The organism is [Limnothrix rosea] IAM M-220 (genome assembly GCF_001904615.1).
Classification (GTDB): domain Bacteria; phylum Cyanobacteriota; class Cyanobacteriia; order Cyanobacteriales; family MRBY01; genus MRBY01.
On the sequence record NZ_MRBY01000010.1, the window covers coordinates 84,606 to 105,849 of the forward strand.

23 protein-coding genes and 2 pseudogenes are annotated in these 21,244 nt (G+C 45.2%); 11 read left to right on the forward strand and 14 right to left on the reverse strand.

Annotation, left to right across the window (positions count from 1 at the left end):
* Positions 1-32 precede the first annotated feature (32 nt).
* Positions 33-584: a 2'-5' RNA ligase family protein gene (locus NIES208_RS06340; RefSeq protein ID WP_075890947.1), complete on the forward strand. Its 552-nt coding sequence runs from the start codon at positions 33-35 to the stop codon at positions 582-584.
* A 129-nt stretch (positions 585-713) separates the two neighbouring features.
* On the opposite strand, the gene NIES208_RS06345 is transcribed toward NIES208_RS06340, so the two are convergent.
* The 5 genes from NIES208_RS06345 to NIES208_RS06365 form a co-directional block, all read right to left on the reverse strand.
* Positions 714-1,031, reverse strand: coding sequence for a hypothetical protein (locus NIES208_RS06345; RefSeq protein WP_216349366.1), 318 nt, complete (start codon positions 1,029-1,031; stop codon positions 714-716).
* 105 nt (positions 1,032-1,136) lie between these two features.
* Complete coding sequence (locus tag NIES208_RS06350) at positions 1,137-1,817, reverse strand: response regulator transcription factor (protein WP_075890873.1); 681 nt, start codon at positions 1,815-1,817, stop codon at positions 1,137-1,139.
* Positions 1,814-3,259 (reverse strand): sensor histidine kinase, encoded by a 1,446-nt coding sequence (locus NIES208_RS06355; protein WP_075890875.1) that lies wholly within the window; start codon positions 3,257-3,259, stop codon positions 1,814-1,816. The genes NIES208_RS06350 and NIES208_RS06355 overlap by 4 nt, the downstream gene beginning before the upstream one ends.
* 56 nt (positions 3,260-3,315) lie before the next feature.
* Positions 3,316-3,552 carry a hypothetical protein gene (locus NIES208_RS06360; RefSeq protein WP_075890949.1) on the reverse strand — a complete coding sequence of 79 codons (237 nt, stop codon included), beginning with the start codon at positions 3,550-3,552 and terminating at the stop codon, positions 3,316-3,318.
* A 307-nt stretch (positions 3,553-3,859) separates the two neighbouring features.
* Entirely contained in the window at positions 3,860-4,150 is a 291-nt protein-coding gene (locus NIES208_RS06365) for a hypothetical protein (RefSeq protein WP_075890877.1), read from the reverse strand.
* Between the two features lie 218 nt (positions 4,151-4,368).
* On the opposite strand from NIES208_RS06365, the gene NIES208_RS06370 reads away from it, so the two are divergent.
* Positions 4,369-4,962, forward strand: coding sequence for a cysteine dioxygenase family protein (locus NIES208_RS06370; protein ID WP_075890879.1), 594 nt, complete (start codon positions 4,369-4,371; stop codon positions 4,960-4,962).
* A gap of 70 nt (positions 4,963-5,032) precedes the next feature.
* Positions 5,033-5,197, forward strand: a complete 165-nt coding sequence (locus NIES208_RS18900) for a hypothetical protein (protein ID WP_171971731.1) — start codon at positions 5,033-5,035, stop codon at positions 5,195-5,197.
* Positions 5,198-5,535: 338 nt separating this feature from the next.
* Here NIES208_RS18900 and NIES208_RS06380 read toward each other — a convergent pair whose 3' ends face one another.
* Entirely contained in the window at positions 5,536-5,724 is a 189-nt protein-coding gene (locus NIES208_RS06380; RefSeq protein ID WP_075890883.1) for a CPXCG motif-containing cysteine-rich protein, read from the reverse strand.
* Positions 5,725-5,878: 154 nt separating this feature from the next.
* On the opposite strand from NIES208_RS06380, the gene NIES208_RS06385 reads away from it, so the two are divergent.
* Entirely contained in the window at positions 5,879-6,505 is a 627-nt protein-coding gene (locus NIES208_RS06385) for a TetR/AcrR family transcriptional regulator (protein WP_075890885.1), read from the forward strand.
* A 317-nt stretch (positions 6,506-6,822) separates the two neighbouring features.
* Here the strand turns inward: NIES208_RS06385 and NIES208_RS06390 are convergent, their stop codons facing one another.
* From NIES208_RS06390 to NIES208_RS06405, 4 genes are all read right to left on the reverse strand, one after another.
* Positions 6,823-7,335 (reverse strand): inorganic diphosphatase, encoded by a 513-nt coding sequence (locus NIES208_RS06390; RefSeq protein WP_075890887.1) that lies wholly within the window; start codon positions 7,333-7,335, stop codon positions 6,823-6,825.
* A gap of 143 nt (positions 7,336-7,478) precedes the next feature.
* Entirely contained in the window at positions 7,479-7,658 is a 180-nt protein-coding gene (locus NIES208_RS06395; protein WP_075890889.1) for a TLTLP motif-containing protein, read from the reverse strand.
* A gap of 143 nt (positions 7,659-7,801) precedes the next feature.
* Positions 7,802-9,007 (reverse strand): hypothetical protein, encoded by a 1,206-nt coding sequence (locus NIES208_RS06400; protein ID WP_075890891.1) that lies wholly within the window; start codon positions 9,005-9,007, stop codon positions 7,802-7,804.
* A 12-nt stretch (positions 9,008-9,019) separates the two neighbouring features.
* Positions 9,020-10,333, reverse strand: a complete 1,314-nt coding sequence (locus NIES208_RS06405; protein WP_411974250.1) for an ATP-binding protein — start codon at positions 10,331-10,333, stop codon at positions 9,020-9,022.
* Between the two features lie 272 nt (positions 10,334-10,605).
* Between NIES208_RS06405 and NIES208_RS06410 the strand changes: the two genes are divergently transcribed.
* Positions 10,606-11,037, forward strand: coding sequence for an EVE domain-containing protein (locus NIES208_RS06410; RefSeq protein WP_075890895.1), 432 nt, complete (start codon positions 10,606-10,608; stop codon positions 11,035-11,037).
* Positions 11,038-11,039: 2 nt separating this feature from the next.
* Here the strand turns inward: NIES208_RS06410 and NIES208_RS19620 are convergent, their stop codons facing one another.
* Entirely contained in the window at positions 11,040-11,162 is a 123-nt protein-coding gene (locus tag NIES208_RS19620; RefSeq protein WP_282956331.1) for a hypothetical protein, read from the reverse strand.
* Between the two features lie 7 nt (positions 11,163-11,169).
* Between NIES208_RS19620 and tatC the strand changes: the two genes are divergently transcribed.
* A complete protein-coding gene (tatC, locus tag NIES208_RS06415; RefSeq protein ID WP_075890897.1) occupies positions 11,170-11,928 on the forward strand; it encodes a twin-arginine translocase subunit TatC in 759 nt (252 codons plus the stop codon).
* Here the strand turns inward: tatC and NIES208_RS06420 are convergent.
* The 3 genes and pseudogenes from NIES208_RS06420 to NIES208_RS18530 form a co-directional block, all read right to left on the reverse strand.
* Positions 11,914-12,297: a response regulator gene (locus NIES208_RS06420; protein ID WP_075890899.1), complete on the reverse strand. Its 384-nt coding sequence runs from the start codon at positions 12,295-12,297 to the stop codon at positions 11,914-11,916. The two genes, tatC and NIES208_RS06420, sit on opposite strands and share 15 nt — an antisense overlap.
* A 1,037-nt stretch (positions 12,298-13,334) precedes the next feature.
* Positions 13,335-14,864 carry a phosphomannomutase/phosphoglucomutase gene (locus NIES208_RS06425; RefSeq protein WP_075890901.1) on the reverse strand — a complete coding sequence of 510 codons (1,530 nt, stop codon included), beginning with the start codon at positions 14,862-14,864 and terminating at the stop codon, positions 13,335-13,337.
* A 142-nt stretch (positions 14,865-15,006) separates the two neighbouring features.
* Positions 15,007-15,117 (reverse strand): annotated as a pseudogene (locus tag NIES208_RS18530) (IS200/IS605 family transposase); the annotation flags it as partial.
* 478 nt (positions 15,118-15,595) lie between these two features.
* On the opposite strand from NIES208_RS18530, the pseudogene NIES208_RS19905 reads away from it, so the two are divergent.
* The 5 genes and pseudogenes from NIES208_RS19905 to NIES208_RS06450 all read left to right on the forward strand — a co-directional run.
* Positions 15,596-15,700: pseudogene (locus tag NIES208_RS19905) on the forward strand (hypothetical protein); the annotation flags it as partial.
* 350 nt (positions 15,701-16,050) lie between these two features.
* Entirely contained in the window at positions 16,051-17,751 is a 1,701-nt protein-coding gene (gene bicA, locus NIES208_RS06435; RefSeq protein WP_075890903.1) for a bicarbonate transporter BicA, read from the forward strand.
* 123 nt (positions 17,752-17,874) lie between these two features.
* A complete protein-coding gene (locus tag NIES208_RS06440) occupies positions 17,875-19,329 on the forward strand; it encodes a cation:proton antiporter (protein ID WP_139324999.1) in 1,455 nt (484 codons plus the stop codon).
* A 123-nt stretch (positions 19,330-19,452) separates the two neighbouring features.
* The gene (locus tag NIES208_RS06445; protein ID WP_075890953.1) at positions 19,453-19,797 is read left to right on the forward strand and encodes an NADH-quinone oxidoreductase subunit K; all 345 of its coding nucleotides are present in this window, start codon (positions 19,453-19,455) and stop codon (positions 19,795-19,797) included.
* Entirely contained in the window at positions 19,797-21,242 is a 1,446-nt protein-coding gene (locus NIES208_RS06450) for a cation:proton antiporter (RefSeq protein WP_075890905.1), read from the forward strand. Before NIES208_RS06445 ends, NIES208_RS06450 begins: the two co-directional genes overlap by 1 nt.
* Positions 21,243-21,244: the final 2 nt, after the last annotated feature.

Below are 21,244 nucleotides of genomic sequence, written 5' to 3' on the forward strand. Positions count from 1 at the left end.
TTTTTCTGCCAATCGCTACAGCTAAAGGGGTTATGGGTAAAAGTTTATACTTCGTTGCGCTACTTCTGCCGCCTGATATCGCGGCGATCGCCACCCAGTGGAAACAATATTGCGCGGATCATTTTGACACGAAAAAAGCCTTTAATTCTCCGCCCCATATCACTTTGCAACCACCCTTCAAGGTTCATGATCGCGACCGTGACCTACTCATGGGTGTCCTAACCAAATTCGCGACGGATTCTCCAAATATTCCGGTCAAGTTAGACGGTTTTAACTGTTTTAAACCGAGGGTAATTTATATTGATGTGTTAAAGACGAATGAATTATTGATGATTCAAGAGCGATTAAAAAGAGAATTTATTGAGAGATTAGAGATTAGAGATGAACGGTATGGCGATCGCCCTTTTTGTCCCCATGCAACCATTGCATTTAAGGATTTGAGTAAAGCTAATTTTTACCGCGCTTGGCAAGAATTTCAAAATAAGCCTTTGCACCACGAATTTGTTGTCCCCGAACTCACTTTACTCAAACATAATGGTCGAGTGTGGGAAGTCGATACAACTTTTTTATTCGAAAATAGCTGACATATCGGAGTTATAGTCTTTGTAATTAAGCCTGAGACGTTCGATCCCCCTAAAGTCCTCTGATCAAGGGAAACTTGAGGCTATCCATTATTTCATAGTCAACTGAAATGACTATACGTCTTTGTATTGTCAGGACTTCCAATCAACAATCACTTGGTAATTGGCTAAATCATCTGCACCCAGAAGCGTCATTTTTTTCAATTTAAATTTGACAAACCCTTTGAGAATCTGCCCATCAGCCCGACGCGCAGTGATCTGGAAAGTCGGCGCAGATCGACTCTGTACCCTCCAGCGATTGCGTTTATTCTTGTAGATAACTTTGTATTGGGCTTTGATGAGTTGCAGCGATGTTCGTTGTGCCCAAGTTTTTACCAAGGGCAGATAAAAAGCTCGGTTGATAATGCCCACAAGGTAGACGCAGAATGCCAGCATCACAATCGTTGCCACAATAATAAGTACAGCCTTTAAAAAAACTAGCATTGCTCGGATTGGGGATGGATTGATTGGTTAATAAGATCGATGGGCGATCGCCTTTTTCTTCGTCTTTGAATCCTAATCCTTTAAAACGTAACCAACACCGCGCACAGTATGAATCAAACGAGACTCGTCTTCTGCCTCTAGTTTCAGCCGTAAATAACGCACATAGACTTCAATGACATTGGAGTCACCCATCGTTTCGTCATAACCCCAAACCCGCTCTAAAATTTGATTCCGCGTTAAAACCTGCTTGGCATGGGACAACAAATATTCCAGCAAATCGTATTCTTTTACGGTTAGCTCAATCAGGCGATCGCCCCGGTAGATTTCGCGAGTCGTGCGATTAAGCCTGAGATCATCAAACCGTAAAACTTCCTTTTCGTCCGATTGATTACGACGCAAATGGGCGCGCACCCGTGCCAACAGCTCCTCAATACTAAAAGGCTTCACCACATAATCATCCGCCCCAGCATCCAGACCCTGCACCCGATCCTGAATTTCATCCTTCGCCGTCAACATAATTACGGGTAACTCTGCCCCCGTTGCCCGCAACCGCCGACAAACCTCAACCCCCGTCATACCCGGCAACATCCAGTCGAGCAAAATCAAATCTGGTATATTTTCCCGCGCCGCCATTAACCCACTCAGACCATCCTTGGCAACAGTAACGCCATAGCCTTCACTACTAAGTTCGAGTTCGAGAAAACGCGCCAAATTATCGTCGTCTTCAATGAGGAGGAGTTTGTGATCGGTCATAATTTCTTCGTCTTGAGGGGAAGCGTCACGGTGAACGTACTGCCTTGGCTCGGTTGGGAGCTTACCGTAATGTTACCGCCCATTTGGGTGAGGAGAGTTTTAACAATTGCTAACCCCAAACCAGACCCACCAGAGCGGGTACGGGCTTCGTCAGCGCGGTAGAATCGATCAAAAACTCTGGCTTGATCTACCAAGGGAATACCATCACCTTGATCACGGATATCAACTTCGACGTAACGGGATAATTGCCGTAGCTCAACGGTAACAACGGTGTGGGCTGGCGAATATTTCAGGGCGTTATCAATGAGGTTAATAAAAACCTGTTTGAGACGGTTGCGATCGCCGCAAATTTCCACCAGCTTTTGCATCCCGATCAGTTTAATCTCACGCTTAGAGATATTCATGGACATCGCGACAATCTCTTCAAGGAGATCATTAAGAATAAATTGCGAAATATTAAGGTGCAGAAAACCACTTTCCGCCCGCGCCAAATCTAATAAATCCTGCAAAAGTTGGGTCGTCCGTTCCGCTTCCGATGCCGCCACCGTTAAAGCTTCCCGTTGAGGTTCCGTAAGATTATCGCCCCGCCGCAACAAACTCTGGATATAACCCTGCACAATCGTTAAAGGCGTACGCAGCTCGTGAGAAACATTACCCACCAATTGTCGTTGTTGCTCCCAAGTCTCCGATAGGCGCGCCAACATTAAATTACAAGCCTGAGCCAACTCCTCAACTTCTAAAGGAGCCGTTTGTAAGGTTAATTGAGCTTGATCAAGATTTTGAGGGGAGATTTCCCCCGCTAATTTGCTCATGTCCCGCAACGGTTGCAGCGATCGCCGAATATAGAAACTAATCCCAAAAATAGCAACAACAAGAGCAATAGCACTAATCATCAGCAGATTACGCACCAGCATCACAAACATCGTTTGATCTTCAGTGATATCTTGGGCAATAATCACCATCCCCAGATTTTCCCCTTGCACAACTAGAGGCGTACTACAAAACACAAAATAGCGCCCCTGAAGCATCTGCACCTTTGGAAACAGAACATACTTCGGAATCTCGCCTAAAACCTGATTGACATCAATATCCGGGTAATTTTCTGGCGAAACACTCGCCACAACTTGGTCGTTATTATCTGTCACCCGCAGCAGCACATTCCCCATCGACAGAAAATCAGTGGCCGGCTGTAAGCCACTACGCAAATCCTCAGATTCTCGAAATCGCGCCACATCCTCTGGAAAGCGACCCGCAATGTATTCAATATTTTGCTTGTGGGTCATGATTAGGATCTGTTCCATACGCCAACTGAGCCAAAATACAGAACCCCCCAAACCCAACGCCGTAAAGCCGATGATCCCAGCGGTCAATCTGCCCCGTAGAGAACGTAATTGTACTTTTTCTACAAAAGGCTTTAATAAATTTGACCAACGTCGATACATGACGAGTACGGGGGGTGAGGGGGGACTAAGCTGAATTTAAGCTTAGATGACCGGGCTTATTCTGCCGTTTCTTCACCTTCAGCGTTTTCTTCGCCTTCAGCGGGCATTTCTTCTTCGGTCATCTCTTCGGTCTCTTCGCCTTCAGCGGGCATTTCTTCCTCAGATGCTTCAGGGGCGGTCTCTTCAGTAGGAGTTTCTTCTACAGGCTCCTCAGGAGCACCACAAGCGCCGAGAAAACCAAGGGACAGAACGGAAGCGAGTGTTAGAAGTACAAAACGTTTCATAGAAACCATTGCTTTATCCTCAAGTTGTTTAGGAGTGTGTTGAAACAGCTTGATTATAAAGATTTGAACAGGGCAATTTACCATCGTCAGACTTTTAATGCAAAAGGTTTGAACGATGGAGGAGTAGTTGATTAACATTGTTAATCTATTCTTTACCGTATTCTTTACTGAAAGTATTAGTTGCGAGATTAGTTGTGAGTCTAAAACTTATGTTCAGTAGCTATCCAAAGGAGTAATAGCGGCTTCGGACAGGGAAGAAGGGCATTTGTCGCTGCCGCTGTACATTATCTACCTAGAGATTAACGAAAGTAAGTGGTTATTGCCCAGCACAGGGGTTTTCTTTTGCGGCGCAGGGATTTGCTTTGCCGGCGCAAGGATCTTCTTTTGCTGCACAAGGGTTGGCTTTGCCTGCACAAGGATCTTCTTTTGCTGCACAGGGATTTGCTTTGCCGGCGCAGGGGTCTGTTTTTCCAGCGCAGGGGTCTACGGTTTCGGTTTTGCTAGCGCAGGGGTTTTCTTTCGCGGCACAGGGATTAGCGCAAGCGCCTACTAAACCTAGTCCCATAACGGAGGCGATCGCCATCATCGAGAAATACTTAACCTTCATTTATACAAACTCCAAATTTTTCATAACGAATACAATTAATATTAAAAAACCTAGACTTGGGTATTCAGTGAAAGCTATCTGAGAAAACCCTGAAAGTTCGAGCATTTCTACCTCAGATAAACAAATTCTGAGACTTTAAGGTGATTTTCAGGGAGTACTTAGCCCGAAAACATACCATAGAAATAGTAATGTCTATTTAGTTAAGGCAGCCATAAATAATGCGAGATTGGCACATTAACGCTCACGGTGAAATTGAAGCAGGAGCAGATGCTGAAGAGTTTGAACTGCCGCCTGAAGAGTATCGGCTATATCGTTTTCTGACGGAACTAGAAGACCTATTGCGGGACAATCCTGATGATGACCAGCTCGTTAAACAAGTTTCTCCAATGGTGCGACGTTTACTGACGAGCTCCTACTGGCTGCAAGCGTCCTATAGTGAGCCAGACCCGAAAAAAGGGTGGTCAGTGGATATGCTTTACGATGAGCCGGAGTTTCCCCTAACGGTACAAATGGTGGCTTGGCAGCCGGGCACTGTTTCTCCTATCCATAACCATGGCGCTTGGGGCATTGTGGCGTTTGTGATGGGGTCAGAGAAAAATGTTTTGTGGCGCGAAACGGTATCCGGGGAGCTGGAGCAAGTGGGCGAACGGGTATTTGAAGCTGGTGATATTGTCACATTTGTGCCGGAAACGATTCATCATATTGAGGCGATCGGCGAAGATACAGTCGTGAGTTTTAATATTTATGGCAAAACGGATTACAAAAATCGCTACGAATTTGATCCAAAAACAGCTGATAAAAAGCTATTTTAAGGTGGCGTAAGGAAGTTTTATGACCGGGGCGATAGTCTCAGTTTCTAGTGGGTAAGGTGCAATGCTTGCAATGTTAATTTGGCTTGTTCTGTTCCTCTTGGGATCAAGTTATTTTTTTACTGAGGTCTTAACGCTGTGGCCAGATTTTTTGCTGGTTAAAGTCAGTCAGTTATTTGGGTGGTTTTGTCTTTGGGCGATCGCCGGATTTGTCCTATGGTGCTTTGCCGAAGAATAAAGACATTCTGTGCCGTTTTTTCGATGAACATAAAATCATCTTGTCTAAATTTGATTTTTAGAAAGAGCCAAGCAGATGATCTTTTTATTATTTTATTATTGACTTTACTATTAAACTTTTTTCGTTTATGGGCAAGCAAAACTAGCTCTGCTATGAATGAATTGACCCAAACTTTTTTATCGACAAAAGAAATCCAACAACTCCATTGGGAGCCATGCCCCAAAGTAAATAACTTGCCCAAGACTGCAGTATCGTTAACAAAAATCAATATTAAATAATCGATAAATCTAACTTTCCGTTTGGTGAACTATTGGATTTTCTCCGCGAAAAAAAACAGTTTAATAGGTTGTATCCGTATTGATTGTAATATCTAAAGTTTCCTCATCAACCTCTATGTAGAGGCGATTGGGACGACAACAGACTTGGCAATCTTCAATATAATTTTGTAAAAAGCCTTCACTTAAGTCGATAAAAGTTATACTTCCTTCACCACAATAAGCACAAAAATATTCCGCTGTATTTTCCATTCCATTACCTCAATTTTTCTTGCCTCAATATGTCTCCATACTGATGGCTTAGTCACCTCAAGTTTTATGAAGGCTTGTCAGTGCTTTTTCGTATTCTAGGACACAATGAAATCAATATCGCATCATTGTCAAAGTGGGGATGAGAAGAATGATCATGTTTATCGATCGATCGCCGAAAACGGGTTTAGCAGAGCATTGCGCTGAAGATCAACCCCGTGATCGTATTTTAAAAGCTGCCCTACATTTATTCGCGAAAAAAGGCTATGAAAAGACCACGACAAAGGAGCTTGCTGCTAGGGCAAATGTCGCAGAAGGAACGCTATTTCGACACTTTACGAACAAAAAAACAATCCTTGTTGAGGTTGCGACTTTAGGTTGGATGGATTTGCTTACGGACTTTCTAACGGAGCTTAGTGAAATGGGTAGCTATAAGGCGATCGCCCAGGTGATGCGGCGGCGAATGCTAAACATGCACAAAAATAAAGACCTCCTCAAAGTTTGCTTTATCGAAGCCCAATCCCACCCAGAATTACGGGAGCGCATTCAAGCAGAAGTAATCGATAAAATGACCGATATTGCTGAGGCATTTTTTGAGTCTGCAATGGAAAAAGGGATTTACCGTAAAATGAATCCCCAAATTGTGGCGCAGGTGTTTTTAGGGATGTTTGCGATCGCCGGATTTTCCGATGCAACGATTGCCGATCCCAATGCCTCTCCCGAAGCGCTACGGGAAATGGCAGAAGGCATTGCGGATATCTTTTTACATGGTGTTTTAGCCTAGATTCAGACATCAAAACACAAAATAAAAAACGCACCTCCCATGAGATGCGCCCATCATAATTTAAGTGGTTTACTGATATTTATTGAACAATAAAAGTCTCAGTAGACCTTTTGTTATTTACTAAAAAAGTACTTAACGTCAGTTATGGATAAGCATGTAGCCAAAATTCTCTAGAGAAAAAGAGACACGGGGAAGCAACGAAAATTTGCATTTTTTGAAAGCTAGTAGGATTGTTTGCATAGAAACATCTCCCGATCTCTCGCTCTCCCATTCACCGCGTCGTACTTCCGAGCATGCTTAAGCAAAACTCACGTTACTTAGCCTTTGTAAGCTTTGATGCACTCTTCAACGAGGGGAGCTACGGCATCAATATCTTTCCAACCAAGGATTTCGACTGCTTTTTTTTCTAGATTTTTGTAGGATGCAAAGAATTCCGCAATCTCGTCGAGACGGTGCTGGGAAATTTGCTTAATGGACTTGATGTCGTTGTAGCGAGGATCTTCGGCGGGCACACAGAGGATTTTTTCGTCGCGATCGCCGCCGTCGATCATTTCCATCATGCCGATGGGACGCGCTGCAATTACACAACCGGGGAAAGTGGGCTCATCCATGATCACCATGCCATCGAGGGGGTCGCCATCATCAGCAAGGGTGTTAGGGATGAAACCATAGTCATAGGGATACTTTACAGAGGAAAACAGTACCCGATCCAAGATAAAGGCATTCATGTCTTTATCAAATTCATACTTGTTTTTGCTGCCGCCAACAATCTCAATTAAAACGTTAACCAAACCGGGTTCGGGTTGGGCAGGAATACGGGATAAGTCCACAGGTAATTTCTCCTAATAAAATCCATCACAAAATCTTTGCAGGACTCGACTGAAATCAGGCCTTGCACTAAAAAATGAAAGCATAAAATTCAGGCGATCGCCCTCAAGCATTCTACACAGTCGTGGTATTTTTACCAGAAAAATTACTCAATAAGACGCGAACTCAGCTCTGGCACAAGATCAGGAGCCGCAGGGCGGTGGGAGTAGTAGCCAATGATCAGTAGAGGAATGGTCAAGGTGAGGAGGGCGATCGCTGTACCAAGCAGATCAGACCATCTAGATGAAGGGTCGGCAGGTTTGCCGGAAGAGCCACTGGATTCCATAATTTAGGTAGTTTTTCACTTTGGGGGCGAAGAACTAAAAAGTAGTAACTAAAAAATTTAATGTTATATCGCTATTCTACCCAACAAAAGTGTCAAAACTGTGTTGCGTGAAACGATTTTTTGATTAAAAAAAGGTGAATATCCTAACTTTTCGGCTCGTATCTATCTTCTGAAATAGGTACAAGTAGGGACTGGGAAAGGAGTGAATGGTATTCTGCCTTGAGCTTGAGGAGAGGACGATCTCTCACGCGTTCAAAGGGAGATTCCCCAAGGAAATTTTCTGCCCGTTCCTGTAACACCGCCGCTAGGGTTTCAATGGGGGCATGGGTCATGCTCGGAAATTCTTCGGGGAGCGCGACTAAATTTTGGCGATACAGAATAATTTTGAGGAATGCCTGTTCTTCTGGGGCAAGGTGCTGGACAAACCGTAACCAGGCTTGCCAAGCTGGGGGCAGTAGTGCAAAGATTTCTTCGTTGGTGGCGATCGGTGATAGCGTCTTTAAACTTTCTAACTCCGTCACTAGAACTGATTTTTCTTGGCGCTTACAGAGAATATCGCGCGTTAGCCGCTGAACAGCCGCCTGGCTCCCTAAAAGGTTGAAGGACATTTCACGGTATTGAGCCGTTGTAAAGTCTAGGTTGTCTTGCATCTCTGCGTAACGCTGTTCTAGGACGTTAAATTCCGCCCTTAGGTCATAGAGCGCGCCTTCTAAATCGATTTTTTGTTCTTGGGCGATCGCACATTCTGTTTGAAGCAGTTTTTGTTGGTGCTGCTGGTCAGCTAGTTTACGACGGACAAGGGCTAGACGCTGTTGCACACGACTGAGGCGCACCTCTGGCGCAAGGGCATCGAGGGCGGCATGGGCTTCTAATTTCTCCTGAAGTTCTTGGTATTGGCTCTGAAGCTCGACGAGAGCCGTTTGGGTCTCTGTGTATCGTTGACTTTGGGCATCGTTTGCTGCCCGCAATTGTGTTAGTTCAACGTTCATCTCGTTGCGCTGTTGGCTAAGCTCGTTAATGCGGTTGAGTAGCCGTAAACGTTCGGATTTTAGGGAGCGCACACTGGCGGCAAGTTCTTGTTCTAGTTCAAAGGCTTCGTTGACGTAGAGATCGAGGTGGGTTTGTTCTTGCCGCAGTATGTGTAGGGTTTGTTGTAGTGCTGTTTTTTCGTCCTGTTGTGCTTGCTGCCGTTCTCGCTCGACCAGTATGGAGCCTCCTGCCATGCCGCAGCCCGTCAGTAAGGCGGCGATCGCCCCGGTTTTCGTATTGCGCTGCCAAACTGCCGTTGCGCTAAAAACGAACAGACTAGCAAAAAGAATTGTGCGGGGGAATTTACCGAGCATAGCCATATGTCAAAACAATTAGGAAGTGGTAAGTGCTTGTTCGCCGATGAGAAAATCAACAAACTGTCGCGCCGTGCGTCCGGAACGGCCATTGTGGCGAGTTGCCCATTGTTTGGCGCGAAACTCAAGGGTATCCGTATCTAGCTGGAGATTGGCGCGTTGGGCAAGGTGATGCACAATATCGAGATAGGTATTTTGGTTTGCAGGCTCAAAGGTGAGGGTGAGACCGAAGCGATCGCTAAAGGATAATTTTTCTTGTACTGTGTCCCAATTATGAATTTCGTGGGCTTCACTAGGCCGCGGCCGCTCTTCAAAAAATTCTCGCACAAGGTGACGGCGGTTCGATGTGGCATATACAACGACATTACTGGCTTTGGCGCGGATACTGCCTTCTAAAACAACTTTTAGGGACTTAAAAATGTCGTCATCTTCTTCGAAGGACAAATCATCCACGAAGATAATAAATTTTTGAGGTTGCTGTCGTAGTATTTCCACAATTTCCGGCAAAGCCCGAAAGCCCTGTTTATCGACTTCCACAAGGCGCAAACCTTGGTCTTTATATTGCCCGAGGAGGGCTTTGACTAGGGAAGATTTACCGGAACCACGACTGCCGTATAGCAACACATTGAGGGCAGGTAAGCCCGCGAGGAGACATTCGGTGTTTTGCACTAGGGCGGCTTTCGGTGTGTCGTAGCCGACAATATCGTCAAGGGGTAGCCAATCGGGTTCTAAAATATTGTGTAATGTGCCATCGAGCCAGCGGAAGGCTTCGTACTGGGCAAACTGGCCGACACCATGGCGATGGTAATAACCGGCTAACTGATCAAGGGATGATGCCCAAGAGGTACTGTGGTGGAGAAAGTCGTCTGACTGGCGATCGCCATCCCAAGGAATAACGGGAGCTGCCACCTGGGTGGCGACCTGAACCCAATGACTAAAGGTATTCGGCTCACAATGGTAGATCTGTTGCAAGATCCTGAGATCGTGTTTGACGGCCTGTTGCAACGGCATGGCAATATCTTCTAGGGATTTGCGTTGCGCCTGCTGACTAAAGGGATTATCGTCCTGTAAAATCCGCTTCACGAGCCAGTCTGGCCAACTCAGATCAGCGATCGCCAACTCCCGAAAAAAAAGACCATAGCACTTCAAACATTGAGTTGTGGCTGTGGCATTACTATTTTGTACCGATTGATCCGTATATAACCGTTGTAAAAGCGCGAGAAACGCCTGACCAATAGCACAGTCAAAAACATCCTGGTAAACCAGTAACGACGCAATCTGTGGATAAAGAGTGCGACTAGAAATTACGGAGGTGTTAGCAGTTTCCATCATATTTGCCATTGTAGAGGACAGATAATCCCTGCACACAGACTCATTGGCAATTGTTCACAGCATTGCTTCATCGGCCCTGCATCATAAAAATATTTGAAAAAAAGTCCCCTCGGATCATAGACTGCCATTGCAACCAACGCCCCTATCAGAAGAACTTCGCAGTACTCCGACCATAGGTGAAAACTTGGTTGGTGCTGTAGCGAAGCGTGAACAAAGTAAACAGTTTACACAATGATTTATGCTGAACAGGCATATATTGTTGTGCCGCATCTATGGCGTATTGGCTATTCCAAGCAAATCCTAAATATCATCGTATTTTTGAGGCGATTCGTGACCTCGACGCAATGCCCTGGCTAGTGACCCGCTATCGTCAGCAAATGCAGCCCGGTGATGGCGTATTAGTGTGGGTTGCTGGAGAGCAAGCCGGAGTCTATGGCATTGCCACCATTACAACCCTGCCAGAAATTCTCGCGCCAGCAGAGATTGCTGATCTCGACTATTGGACTGATCCATCCCGCATTCGCACCACTAAAGCACGAACCAATATTCAGTTTTTCCGTAAACTTCTCGGTCAGCCCCTCCGCAAGCATGAACTCCGATTTGATCAAACCCTGCGTAATTTAGAAGTGATTCATACACCTAGTCGCACAAATTTTAAAATTACCCCGGAACAATGGCAGCGTGTCCACCAACTGAAAGGCTAAATTTAAATAAAATTGAGGCGATCGCCACCTTTTCCCAAGAAAATCTTGCCTTGACCACAATCCTGTGCCATCCCTTCGTTAAAATAAGCACACGCATTCGGTTCTAGAGACCAACACAATCTCATATCACCTATGACCAGCCTCCAAACCAAATCACCACCAGAACAACCTGATCCCAAGGAAGAACTGCCCGATGAAGTCGAAATGTCCTTTTTCGACCACCTCGAAGAACTGCGCATGCGAATTTTTTATGGACTCATTTCAGTAGTTGTCGGCTGGATTACGTGCTTTTTCTTTGTAAAACCCATTGTGCAAGTTCTGGAAGCCCCAGCCGTTGGTGTCAAATTTATTCAAGTGGCTCCGGGGGAATTTTTCTTCCTTTCCTTTAAAGTTGCAGGCTATACAGGAGCATTACTCGCCAGTCCCTTCATTTTGTTCCAGGTCATTATGTTTGTGCTGCCTGGCCTCACTCGAAAAGAACAACGCCTATTAGCACCAGTCGTGTTAGGGTCTGGCATCTTATTTTTTGCCGGTTTAGCCTTCTCCTACATTGCCCTAATTCCCGCAGCACTTAATTTCTTCATTACCTATGGCGCAGATGTAGTGGAGGCGGCCTGGTCAATTGAACGTTATTTTGAGCTGATTTTAGGACTCATGTTTTTTACAGGTTTAGCCTTTCAGGTACCCGTTGTCCAAATGATTTTGGCGTGGCTCGGTATTGTGTCCTCAAAGATGATGCTCAAGGGTTGGCGCGTGGTTATTTTGGCCTCCGTTGTTCTCGGAGCAATCATTACACCTTCCACCGATCCCCTAACCCAATCCCTATTAGCTGGGGCAATGTTGGGTCTATATTTTGGTGGGATTGGCGTTGTGAAATTATCCGGCCGCTAAAACCGGACAGAGTTGACGGTTAATGGCACTGAGTAGGTCGAGGCGACTAAAGGGTTTTTGGAGATAGTTGTTGTGGCTGAGATCTTTAATGGGGCTGGGTGTTGTTGTCTGCGCTTCTGAGCTGATGCAAATAAAGGGGGTTCTTTCTGTATTGGGGTCATGGCGCAGGATATCAAGGACGCGATCGCCCCCTAAACGAGGCATTCTCAAATCACAGATAACAATGTCAGGATATTCCGTCATCGCTAAATCAACGCCAATGCTGCCATCCTCTGCCATGACAACCTCATAGCCTTCCGTCATCAACATAATCAGTAGGCTTTGACGCAAAGAATCTTCGTCTTCAATGAGTAAGATTTTTGACTTCATAGTTCATAAACTCCAATAAAATCACAAAAGTGATTGATTTAGACGAGGTAGAAAAGGTCATCTGCTGTCTGGTTGGGGATATCGCTATTTTTCATAAAAAACATCCGATTTTAGGTCTTCTATGCTTCTATGAAATCTTAAATTTCTATTGGATTTAAGTTATATCGTGATATCTCTATAGTTTTAGGTTGATTGACGCTATCTATCATCGTTTGACAAGTTTTTGTTATCTATTTGTTTAAATAATTAGATAGTAATCTTGTCAGATGTAGCTTCATGGTAGAGGTGTTTTAACTATAGAAAATATAGCCTAATGAACTTTTAATGTTTATGATCAAAAACTATATGTTTGAAAGTTTTAAAATGTTGATTAAAGCTGCTGAATGGTTATAACTGTATAGGCTTCTTCATATTATGTAAGTTGATTATTTACTTTAATGATTGAAGTCTTACTTTAATAAGTTGTGTTTTTGTTTTGATGAGTCTGGACTCTTTTTTATGGCTGTGCTTGGAAGTTTATCGTGCAAGCAAAAAAATGAATGTAGCATGTTTAAAGGCGATCGCCCCATTTAGCCTTGATGCAGTGGGCTTAAGGTCTTAGTTTTTCGACCCATTAGTAACTGTTGATCAAGATAGACACGCAAGTATTTTCTCTGATTAGACCCTGTCGGGATTGAGGATGTTAAATCCCTGCTAATCTTGCCGACTACAGAGCAGTGATCCTGACTCCTTTTGCTGTGGCTGGGGGATGGAGCCTAAAAATCCCCTAATGCTGTCACTATAGTAATTTTGGTTGAGTTTGTGACTTTAGTATTGATGGCGATCGCCTTCCGCTGACGGTTGGTTAACGGCCAAGAAATATGGAGGCTATCCATTTGTTCTGCCTGTGTGGATGGCTGGTATTTGTATTGCTGTGGTGAATATTTTTGTCGGTTTCGACTTAATTAATGTTTAATCATTTGTGTTAGAGCTTGGCTGTATTGATGTCCGGCAATAATCGTCATATTAACTGGGTAAAACACACTAAGCTCTGTGACTTATGGGTTTTTAAATGCTCCTAGGTCTAAATCACTATGATTTTGTAAAAAATTTAAGAGTTGAATATTAATTTTCTCAACGCCACCGTTAACATTTGATTCGACATTTAAGGGCATGACTGGATCATGGAGGGATAGGCGGAGTAAAAACCAACCATTTTGTTCTGGTGATTGGCAAGAGACACGAATACCTTCGTGATTTTTTGGGACAATTTGCCAATTCTCTTGTTGTTCTGCGAATATTTTTAATTGCTCAATAACTTGTAAGCCATAGGTTTTAAAGTCTGGGTCGGTAATCTTAAAGCGAAACTCTTTGCTTTCTGCTGGTTCTTGAAGATTTGTAATTAAATCGGTAATTGTTTTGCCTTGTTCTTGAAGTTTTGCGACTTCTACTAATAGCTTTGTGATGAGATATGCACCGTCATCGAGGAAGTGGTTTTCTTTCATTGCGCCATGGCCGGAGGTTTCGATGGCCAACCAGGATTCTTCTCCGGCTTGATTGAGGGCGATCGCCTGATTGATCACATTTTTATAGCCCCGTCGATATCGATAATGTCGGCCGCCCAGTTCTTGTTCGATAAATGTGGTCAAACCATCGGAGGTAATGGAGTCCGTCACAATGGTCGAGCCGGGATGAGCCTTTTGGACAATGACAGACATTAGGGCAATTAAACGATTGCGGTTAAGGGCTTTGCCGGCGCTATCCACAGCTGCACCGCGATCAACATCGGTGTCGAAGATAATGCCAAAATCTGCGTCATTGGCCACCACTGCTTCAGAAATTGCCGCCATTGCTGCTTTATTTTCGGGGTTGGGAATATGGTTTGGAAACAGGCCATCCGGGTCGAGAAATTGGCTGCCCCTTGTATCTGCTCCTAGGGGTTGTAAAACTCGGTCTACGTAAAAACCACCAGAACCGTTACCTGCATCCACAACAATTTTTAATCCTTGTAATGGCTGCTCAAAATTATGCTGGGAATTGACCCCTTCTCGAATTTTGGTCACTAATTGCCCGGCATAAACGGCCATTAAGTCCCGCTGGGTGACTTGGCCAGCAGGGGCGATCGCCTCAAACTGATTTACCGTCGCCAGCTCAAGAATAGCTTGAATATCTGGCTGATCTAAGCCGCCTTTTTTGGTGAAAAATTTCAGGCCATTACGGTTAAACGGCAGATGACTAGCTGTGAGCATAATTGCACCATCACAATCGAATCCTTCAGTAATGGTGCTCATAAACATGGCGGGCGTGGAGGCGATCGCCACATCATAGACCGCTATCCCCAGGGACGTTAAACCCGTTGTAACCGCCTCACTTAAAGCCGGTCCCGATAACCGACTGTCCCGGCCAACTGCCACCCTTAAAGTCGTACTTGATTTCTCTAGGTACTGAGCTAACCAAGTCCCAAAAGCTTTGCCCAAAATGGTGACCCGCCCACCAGTCAGATTGACCGCTTCACCCGCAACACCCTCTAGGGCAACACCACGAATATCAGAGCCATTTTGAAGTTGTGTCCAGTTAAAATCAGTCATCGGCAGTTTAATAACAAAATCTTTCTAAGGGTAGAGATGAACAAATTTAATGTGCCACCACCCACGCCATTAATCAGTTGCCGCGAAAGACCCCCGCTTTCAGCAGTGGGATGGATAGCAGGTGAAGTGATAGCGAACAATCTTAGTCGGGACGCTCTTGAGACTGCACGTAAGCTTTCAGCTCTTCAACGGTAACATCGCCACAGGATGCAGCGAAACAAGCACCTGTTTGAAATACACGCTTACCCCAATAGAACATCTTAAAGCTACTGGGGTAAGAATATCCGCCATATCTGTAGTCTGTAATAAAACCTCTAGCTTTCATAAATCAAAGGAGAAAAGCTATACGACCAAGACAGCAGGCGGTTATAAACGAGAATGAGCTAAAGACATTTCTAACGACTTCAGACGGTTAAGAAATACAGTCCCCTCTGTTTCTCAAGCAAGGCGCTAACGAGATAGCACGGTTACAGCGGGTTTGAAGCCTAAAGGGGCAAGGTTCTAACAACTGGAACGCAGCGCGTGTAGCGTTAGCTAAAGCCCATAGAACGATTACTAACAAATGACGGAATCGGTTTTGGAAGCTGGCCAATCGCCTAACTGATACTTACGATTACTTGTTTTTCGGGACGCTGAACATTAGCGTTATGAAGAAACTTTGGGGTCGCAAAGTATCGGACTTAGCATTTCGTGAGTTCACGATAATTCTAGAATGAGTTGCTAAGAAAAAAGGTAAGGTCGTGGATTATATCGACCTTTGGTATCCAAGCTCTAAGACTTGTAGCTGCTGCAACCATAAACTTGCGTCATTACCGTTGAACCTTGTTCTGCGGTGAGAGTATGTCAATACCAAATCGTTTTGATCCGCATTAATCTCGGCGATCGCCCTCATCAAAAAGAATCACGTACGTATACCCTGTGAAAAAATCTTGCTTTGACCACGGATATTGATAAGCTGTGCTTTTAGTGTCTATTACTAATAATCAGTCTTGTTATGGAGACAATACCTCGCCCAGTATGGTTAGATGTATACCAATAGAAAAGCGAATTTTCATAGACTCGAGACTATAAGCGAGAGTTCAACGATAATAACCCCGATAAATTAAGCTATTCGGGTTCGTTGCCAGAAAGGGTAGTTTTGCAGCCTGCCCTGTTCTATCCACGTCCTTATTAAGATGCCTGTTATATGCAGATAACCAACAAAATACATTTTCGGAATATCCGGGGAGATTTGTTTGGTGGTGTAACCGCTGCCATCATTGCCCTACCCATGGCCCTAGCCTTCGGCGTTGCCTCTGGTGCTGGCCCTGTTGCTGGTTTGTGGGGAGCCGTCCTTGTCGGTTTCTTTGCTGCTCTTTTTGGCGGCACCGCGACATTGATTTCTGAGCCCACAGGTCCGATGACCGTTGTGCTGACTGGTATCATCGCGAACTTTATTGCTCAGGAAGGTACCGAGCAAGGTTTAGCTATGGCCTTTACCGTCGTCATGATGGCGGGTGTGTTTCAGATTATCTTTGGACTACTGAAGCTCGGCCGTTATGTAACCATGATGCCCTACACCGTCATTTCTGGCTTCATGTCAGGTATCGGTATCATTTTAGTAATTTTGCAAATTGCGCCATTTCTGGGACAGGGGAGTCCTGGTGGGGGCGTTGTTGGCACGCTTAGGGCGATTCCAGAGTTGTTGAGCAATGTCCAGCCTACTGAAACTCTTTTAGCAGCGGGCACTGTGGCAATTATCTGGTTTATGCCAGAAAAAATTAAGAAGCTTGTTCCCCCTCAGCTTGTGGCTTTGGTTGCTGGGACAGTTATTTCTTTATTTGTTTTCCCTAATGCTGATCAGATTCGTCGCATTGGTGAAATTCCTGCTGGTTTCCCTAGCCTTATCATGCCGACTTTTGCTGCTGAACATCTCCAGATTATGGTGATTGATGCGGCGGTGCTGGGCATGTTGGGCTGTATTGATGCGTTGCTGACATCGATGGTGGCGGATAGTTTGACCCGTACTGAGCATGATTCTAATAAGGAGCTGCTTGGGCAGGGTCTTGGCAATATTGTGTCAGGTTTATTTGGCGGTCTTGCTGGTGCGGGTGCAACCATGGGTACTGTGGTAAACATCCAAAGTGGTGGTCGTTCTGCTCTGTCTGGCCTTAGTCGTGCTCTGATTCTCTTGGTTGTGATTCTCGGTGCTTCAGGTCTTGCGGCAAATATTCCTTTAGCCGTGCTGGCGGGTATTGCGCTAAAGGTTGGTATCGACATTATTGACTGGGATTTCTTGAAGCGTGCCCATACGATTTCTTGGAAGGGGGCGCTCATTATGTATGGCGTTATCTTGCTTACGGTCTTGGTTGATTTGATTGTTGCGGTGGGTATTGGTTTATTTATTGCTAATATTCTCACTATTGATAAGATGAGCCGTCTCCAGTCTGAGAGTGTGCGGTCTATTTCTGATGCTGATGATGCTATGGATCTCACGGCGGAGGAGCAGCGCTGGCTCGATGAGGCGAATGGTCGGGTACTTTTCTTCCAACTTAGTGGTCCGATGATTTTTGGTGTTGCGAAGGCGATCGCCCGTGAACATAATGCGATCCAAGACTGTGATGCTATTGTCTTTGATATCTCCGATGTGCCCCATATGGGGGTTACGGCTTCTTTGGCGCTGGAAAATGCCATTGAAGAAGCGGTAGATAAGGGGCGTGAAGTTTTTCTTGTCGGTGCTGCGGGTCAAACCCGTCGCCGCCTTGAAAAGCTCAAGCTTTTCCGTAAGGTTTCTCCGGAACGTTGTCTGATGTCTCGTGAAGAGGCGCTGAAGCAGGCAACGTTTCAAGTTGCTTCTGGTACGTCTTCTGATGGTGACTATTTCGATAAAGCAGCGTCGACGGTATAACTGTTGGTTTCCCTTGCAACTTTGGCGATCGCCTCTCTTGATTTTTAACGAGATAGGCGGAGGCGATCGCCCCTTTTTTCTCAGTCTAACTAAATCCATAGACATCAAAAACTTTATAAACATATGGCTTTTCCGACTTTACAACTCGACTTTGGGCACGACTTGCTCCAATTAATGAGTTTCAATTTTGATAAATTCCGGTCTTTTAGCGGTTTCACCCTAGCCACAACACCCGAATCAGAATATGGTTCCTATGTATTAACAGGTGTGTTGATGACCATTGTGGTGATCTACGCCATGAGTAAAATTGGTGGCGAACTGTCCAAGCGCGTCGGTTTACCCCCTGTTCTTGGTGAACTGCTCGGTGGCGTTTTAGTCGGTGTTTCTGCACTACACCTCATTGTTTTTCCCGAAACCGGTGCCCTAGGTACAGACTCTTTAATGATGTCGGTTCTCCAGCGGCTTGGAGATCTCGATGCGATCGCCGTCGAGCATATTTTCGAAAGCCAAAGCGAAGTAATTTCCGTCTTGGCAGAACTCGGCGTTATCGTTCTTTTGTTTGAGATTGGTCTAGAGTCAGACTTACGCGAACTCACAAAAGTCGGTTCCCAAGCCGCCGTTGTTGCCATCGTTGGTGTTGTCGCTCCTTTCCTACTCGGTACAGTTGGTCTTGTGACCCTATTCCAAGCGCCGATTATTCCCGCAATTTTTGCTGGTGCAGCCTTAACCGCGACCAGTATTGGTATCACCTCAAAGGTACTATCAGATTTAGGACAGCTCAAATCCACCGAAGGCACCATTATTGTCGGTGCTGCTGTCATTGACGATGTGCTCGGTATTATCGTTCTCGCCGTCGTTGCGAGTCTTGCTAAAACGGGTGAAGTTGATTTATTAAACGTTGTTTACCTCATCGTTGGTGCGTCAACCTTTCTACTCGGTTCTATTCTGCTGGGTAAATTTTTTAATAAAAGCTTTGAGGCGATCGCCGGAAAATTACAAACCCGCGGTGCACTATTGATTCCGGCCTGTGCCTTTGCCTTAATTATGGCAATTATCGCTAACTCCATTCACCTAGAAGCAATCCTTGGTGCCTTTGCCGCAGGTCTAGTCCTCGACGAAACCGATTTGCGCAAAGAACTTGATCGTTTGGTGATGCCCGTTGCTGATTTGCTTGTTCCCATCTTCTTCGTTACGGTCGGTGCAAAAGCAGATCTTGGTGTGCTTAACCCCTTCGTCGAAGAAAATCGTGCCGGTCTAATCATTGCAACCTTCCTCGTCGTTGTAGCTATTATCGGTAAAGTGATTACGGGTTGGGCGGTCTTCGGTAAGCCCGGCATTAACCGCTTAGCCGTTGGTTTCGGCATGATTCCCCGTGGTGAAGTTGGCCTTGTTTTTGCCGGCATTGGTTCTGCCAGTGGTGTTTTAGATAAGCCCCTCGAAGCAGCAATTATTGTGATGGTGATTGTCACCACATTTATTGCGCCACCGCTACTCCAGATGGTGTTAGACAATCCTGGTGATGGCGATATCGATGGCACAGATACGGAGCTAGAAAAGCCCTATGTTCTGGCTGAATAATCCTTGGCAAAATTGACTTGAAGCGTTTTTAATATTTTTAAGTTTTACCTTCCTCGCTTTGTACTCTCCCCTTTTTGGGGAGAGTCTTCTTCCTAATTACCCAAAGTTTTGTTTTTTGTGTCTATGGCCTTTCTCGAAACCTGCGTATTTGGTGTCATCTTTATTGGCTTTTTTGGCATCATTTTTAAGAAAAACCTAATCATGAAAATCCTCGCGATGGACGTGATGAGTACTGGGGTGATCGCTTATTACATTCTTGTGGCTGCCCGTGGTGGGATTTTTGCGCCGATTGTGGATGATGCTCAGGAAACAGTGGCTTATGCCGATCCGGTGCCCCAGGCTGTGATTTTAACGGCAATTGTCATTGGATTTTCGATTCAGGCGTTGATGCTGGTCGGTGTCATGAAGTTGTCGCGGGATAATCCAACCTTAGAGACGAGAGAGATCGAGAAAATTCACACCCCATGATGCACGACATTACAATCATTTGGATTTTATTGCCGTTCGTTATCGGTTTTAGTATTTATCTGTTGCCACAGATAGATCGCTATCTCGCGTTATTGGTTTTCTCTGCTTCGTTGGGTTTTGGGACGGTACAGATTTTTCAGCCGGAACCTTATCAACTGCACTTACTGGATAGTTTTGGGGTAACGCTACAGGTCAGTGGTCAGAGCGGCTATTTTATTTTGACTAATGCATTGGTGGCGATCGCCATTATTTTGTATTGCTTTAATAGCCCAAAGAGTGCCTTCTTTTTTACTCAGCTCACTATTTTGCATGGTGCAGTGAATGCTGTGTTTATCTGTGCGGATCTGATGAGTTTGTATGTGGCTCTGGAGGCGATCGGCGTTTCGGCGTTTTTGTTGATGATTTATCAGCGTACTGACCGCTCTATTTGGGTCGGGCTGAGGTATTTATTTATTAGCAATACGGCGATGCTGTTTTTCCTCATCGGGGCGGTGCAGGTTTATCAGGCGAATAATTCCTTTGCTTATGCGGGATTAGCCAATGCGCCCATTGAGGCGATCGCCCTGCTCTTTATCGGCCTACTCACCAAAGGCGGCATTTTTGTGTCAGGCCTGTGGTTACCCTTGACCCACTCAGAATCAGAAACGCCCGTCTCAGCAATGTTGTCGGGTGTTGTGGTGAAAGCGGGTATTTTTCCTTTGATGCAATTTGCATTGCTCGTGGACAGCATCAATCCGATTGTGAGGCTGTTTGGAATGGGAACCGCGTTACTGGGTGTGAGCTATGCCGTATTTGAGAAGGATTCCAAGCGGATGTTGGCTTTTCATACGGTGTCCCAGTTGGGATTTGTTCTGGCAGCCCCTGCGGTGGGTGGTTTTTATGCCCTCAGCCATGGTTTGGTGAAATCAGTGTTGTTTTTGCTCGCCGGAAATTTACCGAGTCGTAATTTTAAAGAGCTTAAGAAAACGGGTATTGCCACCAATCTTTGGATTCCCTTGGCGATCGCCAGTCTTTCCATCTCAGGAATGCCCTTACTCGCGGGTTATAGTGCGAAAGTTTTAATCCTGAAAAATATTGAATCTTGGCAGGAAATTGGCATGAACCTTGCCGCTGTAGGAACCGCTATTTCTTTTTCAAAGTTTTTGTTTTTACCCCATTCTCCAGAACTGAAAGGCAAGGCATTTTCCACTAATAATTGGGGCTTTTGGGCGGCGATCGCCCTTTTACTGGGGGGCTTGTTCATCACCAATGGCTTTTATTTAGACGCTTATAAACTGAGCAATTTCCCCAAGGCACTGATCACGATTGCCATCGGTTGGGGCGCTTACTGGCTAATTTTTCAAAAATTGTCAATCAAATTACCGCGTGTTGTGGAGCAATTTGAACACCTCGTTGGCGCGATGAGTCTTGTTTTAACTGGTTTGTTTTGGATGGTATGGGCATGAAC

Coding starts and splice junctions, on each gene's coding strand:
- NIES208_RS06340 (WP_075890947.1), top strand. CDS start 33: ATGGGTAAAAGTTTATACTTCGTTGCGCTACTTCTGCCGCCTGATATC.
- NIES208_RS06350 (WP_075890873.1), bottom strand. CDS start 1,817: ATGACCGATCACAAACTCCTCCTCATTGAAGACGACGATAATTTGGCG.
- NIES208_RS06355 (WP_075890875.1), bottom strand. CDS start 3,259: ATGTATCGACGTTGGTCAAATTTATTAAAGCCTTTTGTAGAAAAAGTA.
- NIES208_RS06360 (WP_075890949.1), bottom strand. CDS start 3,552: ATGGTTTCTATGAAACGTTTTGTACTTCTAACACTCGCTTCCGTTCTG.
- NIES208_RS06365 (WP_075890877.1), bottom strand. CDS start 4,150: ATGAAGGTTAAGTATTTCTCGATGATGGCGATCGCCTCCGTTATGGGA.
- NIES208_RS06370 (WP_075890879.1), top strand. CDS start 4,369: ATGCGAGATTGGCACATTAACGCTCACGGTGAAATTGAAGCAGGAGCA.
- NIES208_RS18900 (WP_171971731.1), top strand. CDS start 5,033: ATGTTAATTTGGCTTGTTCTGTTCCTCTTGGGATCAAGTTATTTTTTT.
- NIES208_RS06380 (WP_075890883.1), bottom strand. CDS start 5,724: ATGGAAAATACAGCGGAATATTTTTGTGCTTATTGTGGTGAAGGAAGT.
- NIES208_RS06385 (WP_075890885.1), top strand. CDS start 5,879: ATGTTTATCGATCGATCGCCGAAAACGGGTTTAGCAGAGCATTGCGCT.
- NIES208_RS06395 (WP_075890889.1), bottom strand. CDS start 7,658: ATGGAATCCAGTGGCTCTTCCGGCAAACCTGCCGACCCTTCATCTAGA.
- NIES208_RS06400 (WP_075890891.1), bottom strand. CDS start 9,007: ATGGCTATGCTCGGTAAATTCCCCCGCACAATTCTTTTTGCTAGTCTG.
- NIES208_RS06405 (WP_411974250.1), bottom strand. CDS start 10,333: ATGATGGAAACTGCTAACACCTCCGTAATTTCTAGTCGCACTCTTTAT.
- NIES208_RS06410 (WP_075890895.1), top strand. CDS start 10,606: ATGGCGTATTGGCTATTCCAAGCAAATCCTAAATATCATCGTATTTTT.
- NIES208_RS19620 (WP_282956331.1), bottom strand. CDS start 11,162: ATGAGATTGTGTTGGTCTCTAGAACCGAATGCGTGTGCTTATTTTAAC.
- tatC (WP_075890897.1), top strand. CDS start 11,170: ATGACCAGCCTCCAAACCAAATCACCACCAGAACAACCTGATCCCAAG.
- NIES208_RS06420 (WP_075890899.1), bottom strand. CDS start 12,297: ATGAAGTCAAAAATCTTACTCATTGAAGACGAAGATTCTTTGCGTCAA.
- NIES208_RS06425 (WP_075890901.1), bottom strand. CDS start 14,864: ATGACTGATTTTAACTGGACACAACTTCAAAATGGCTCTGATATTCGT.
- bicA (WP_075890903.1), top strand. CDS start 16,051: ATGCAGATAACCAACAAAATACATTTTCGGAATATCCGGGGAGATTTG.
- NIES208_RS06440 (WP_139324999.1), top strand. CDS start 17,875: ATGGCTTTTCCGACTTTACAACTCGACTTTGGGCACGACTTGCTCCAA.
- NIES208_RS06445 (WP_075890953.1), top strand. CDS start 19,453: ATGGCCTTTCTCGAAACCTGCGTATTTGGTGTCATCTTTATTGGCTTT.
- NIES208_RS06450 (WP_075890905.1), top strand. CDS start 19,797: ATGCACGACATTACAATCATTTGGATTTTATTGCCGTTCGTTATCGGT.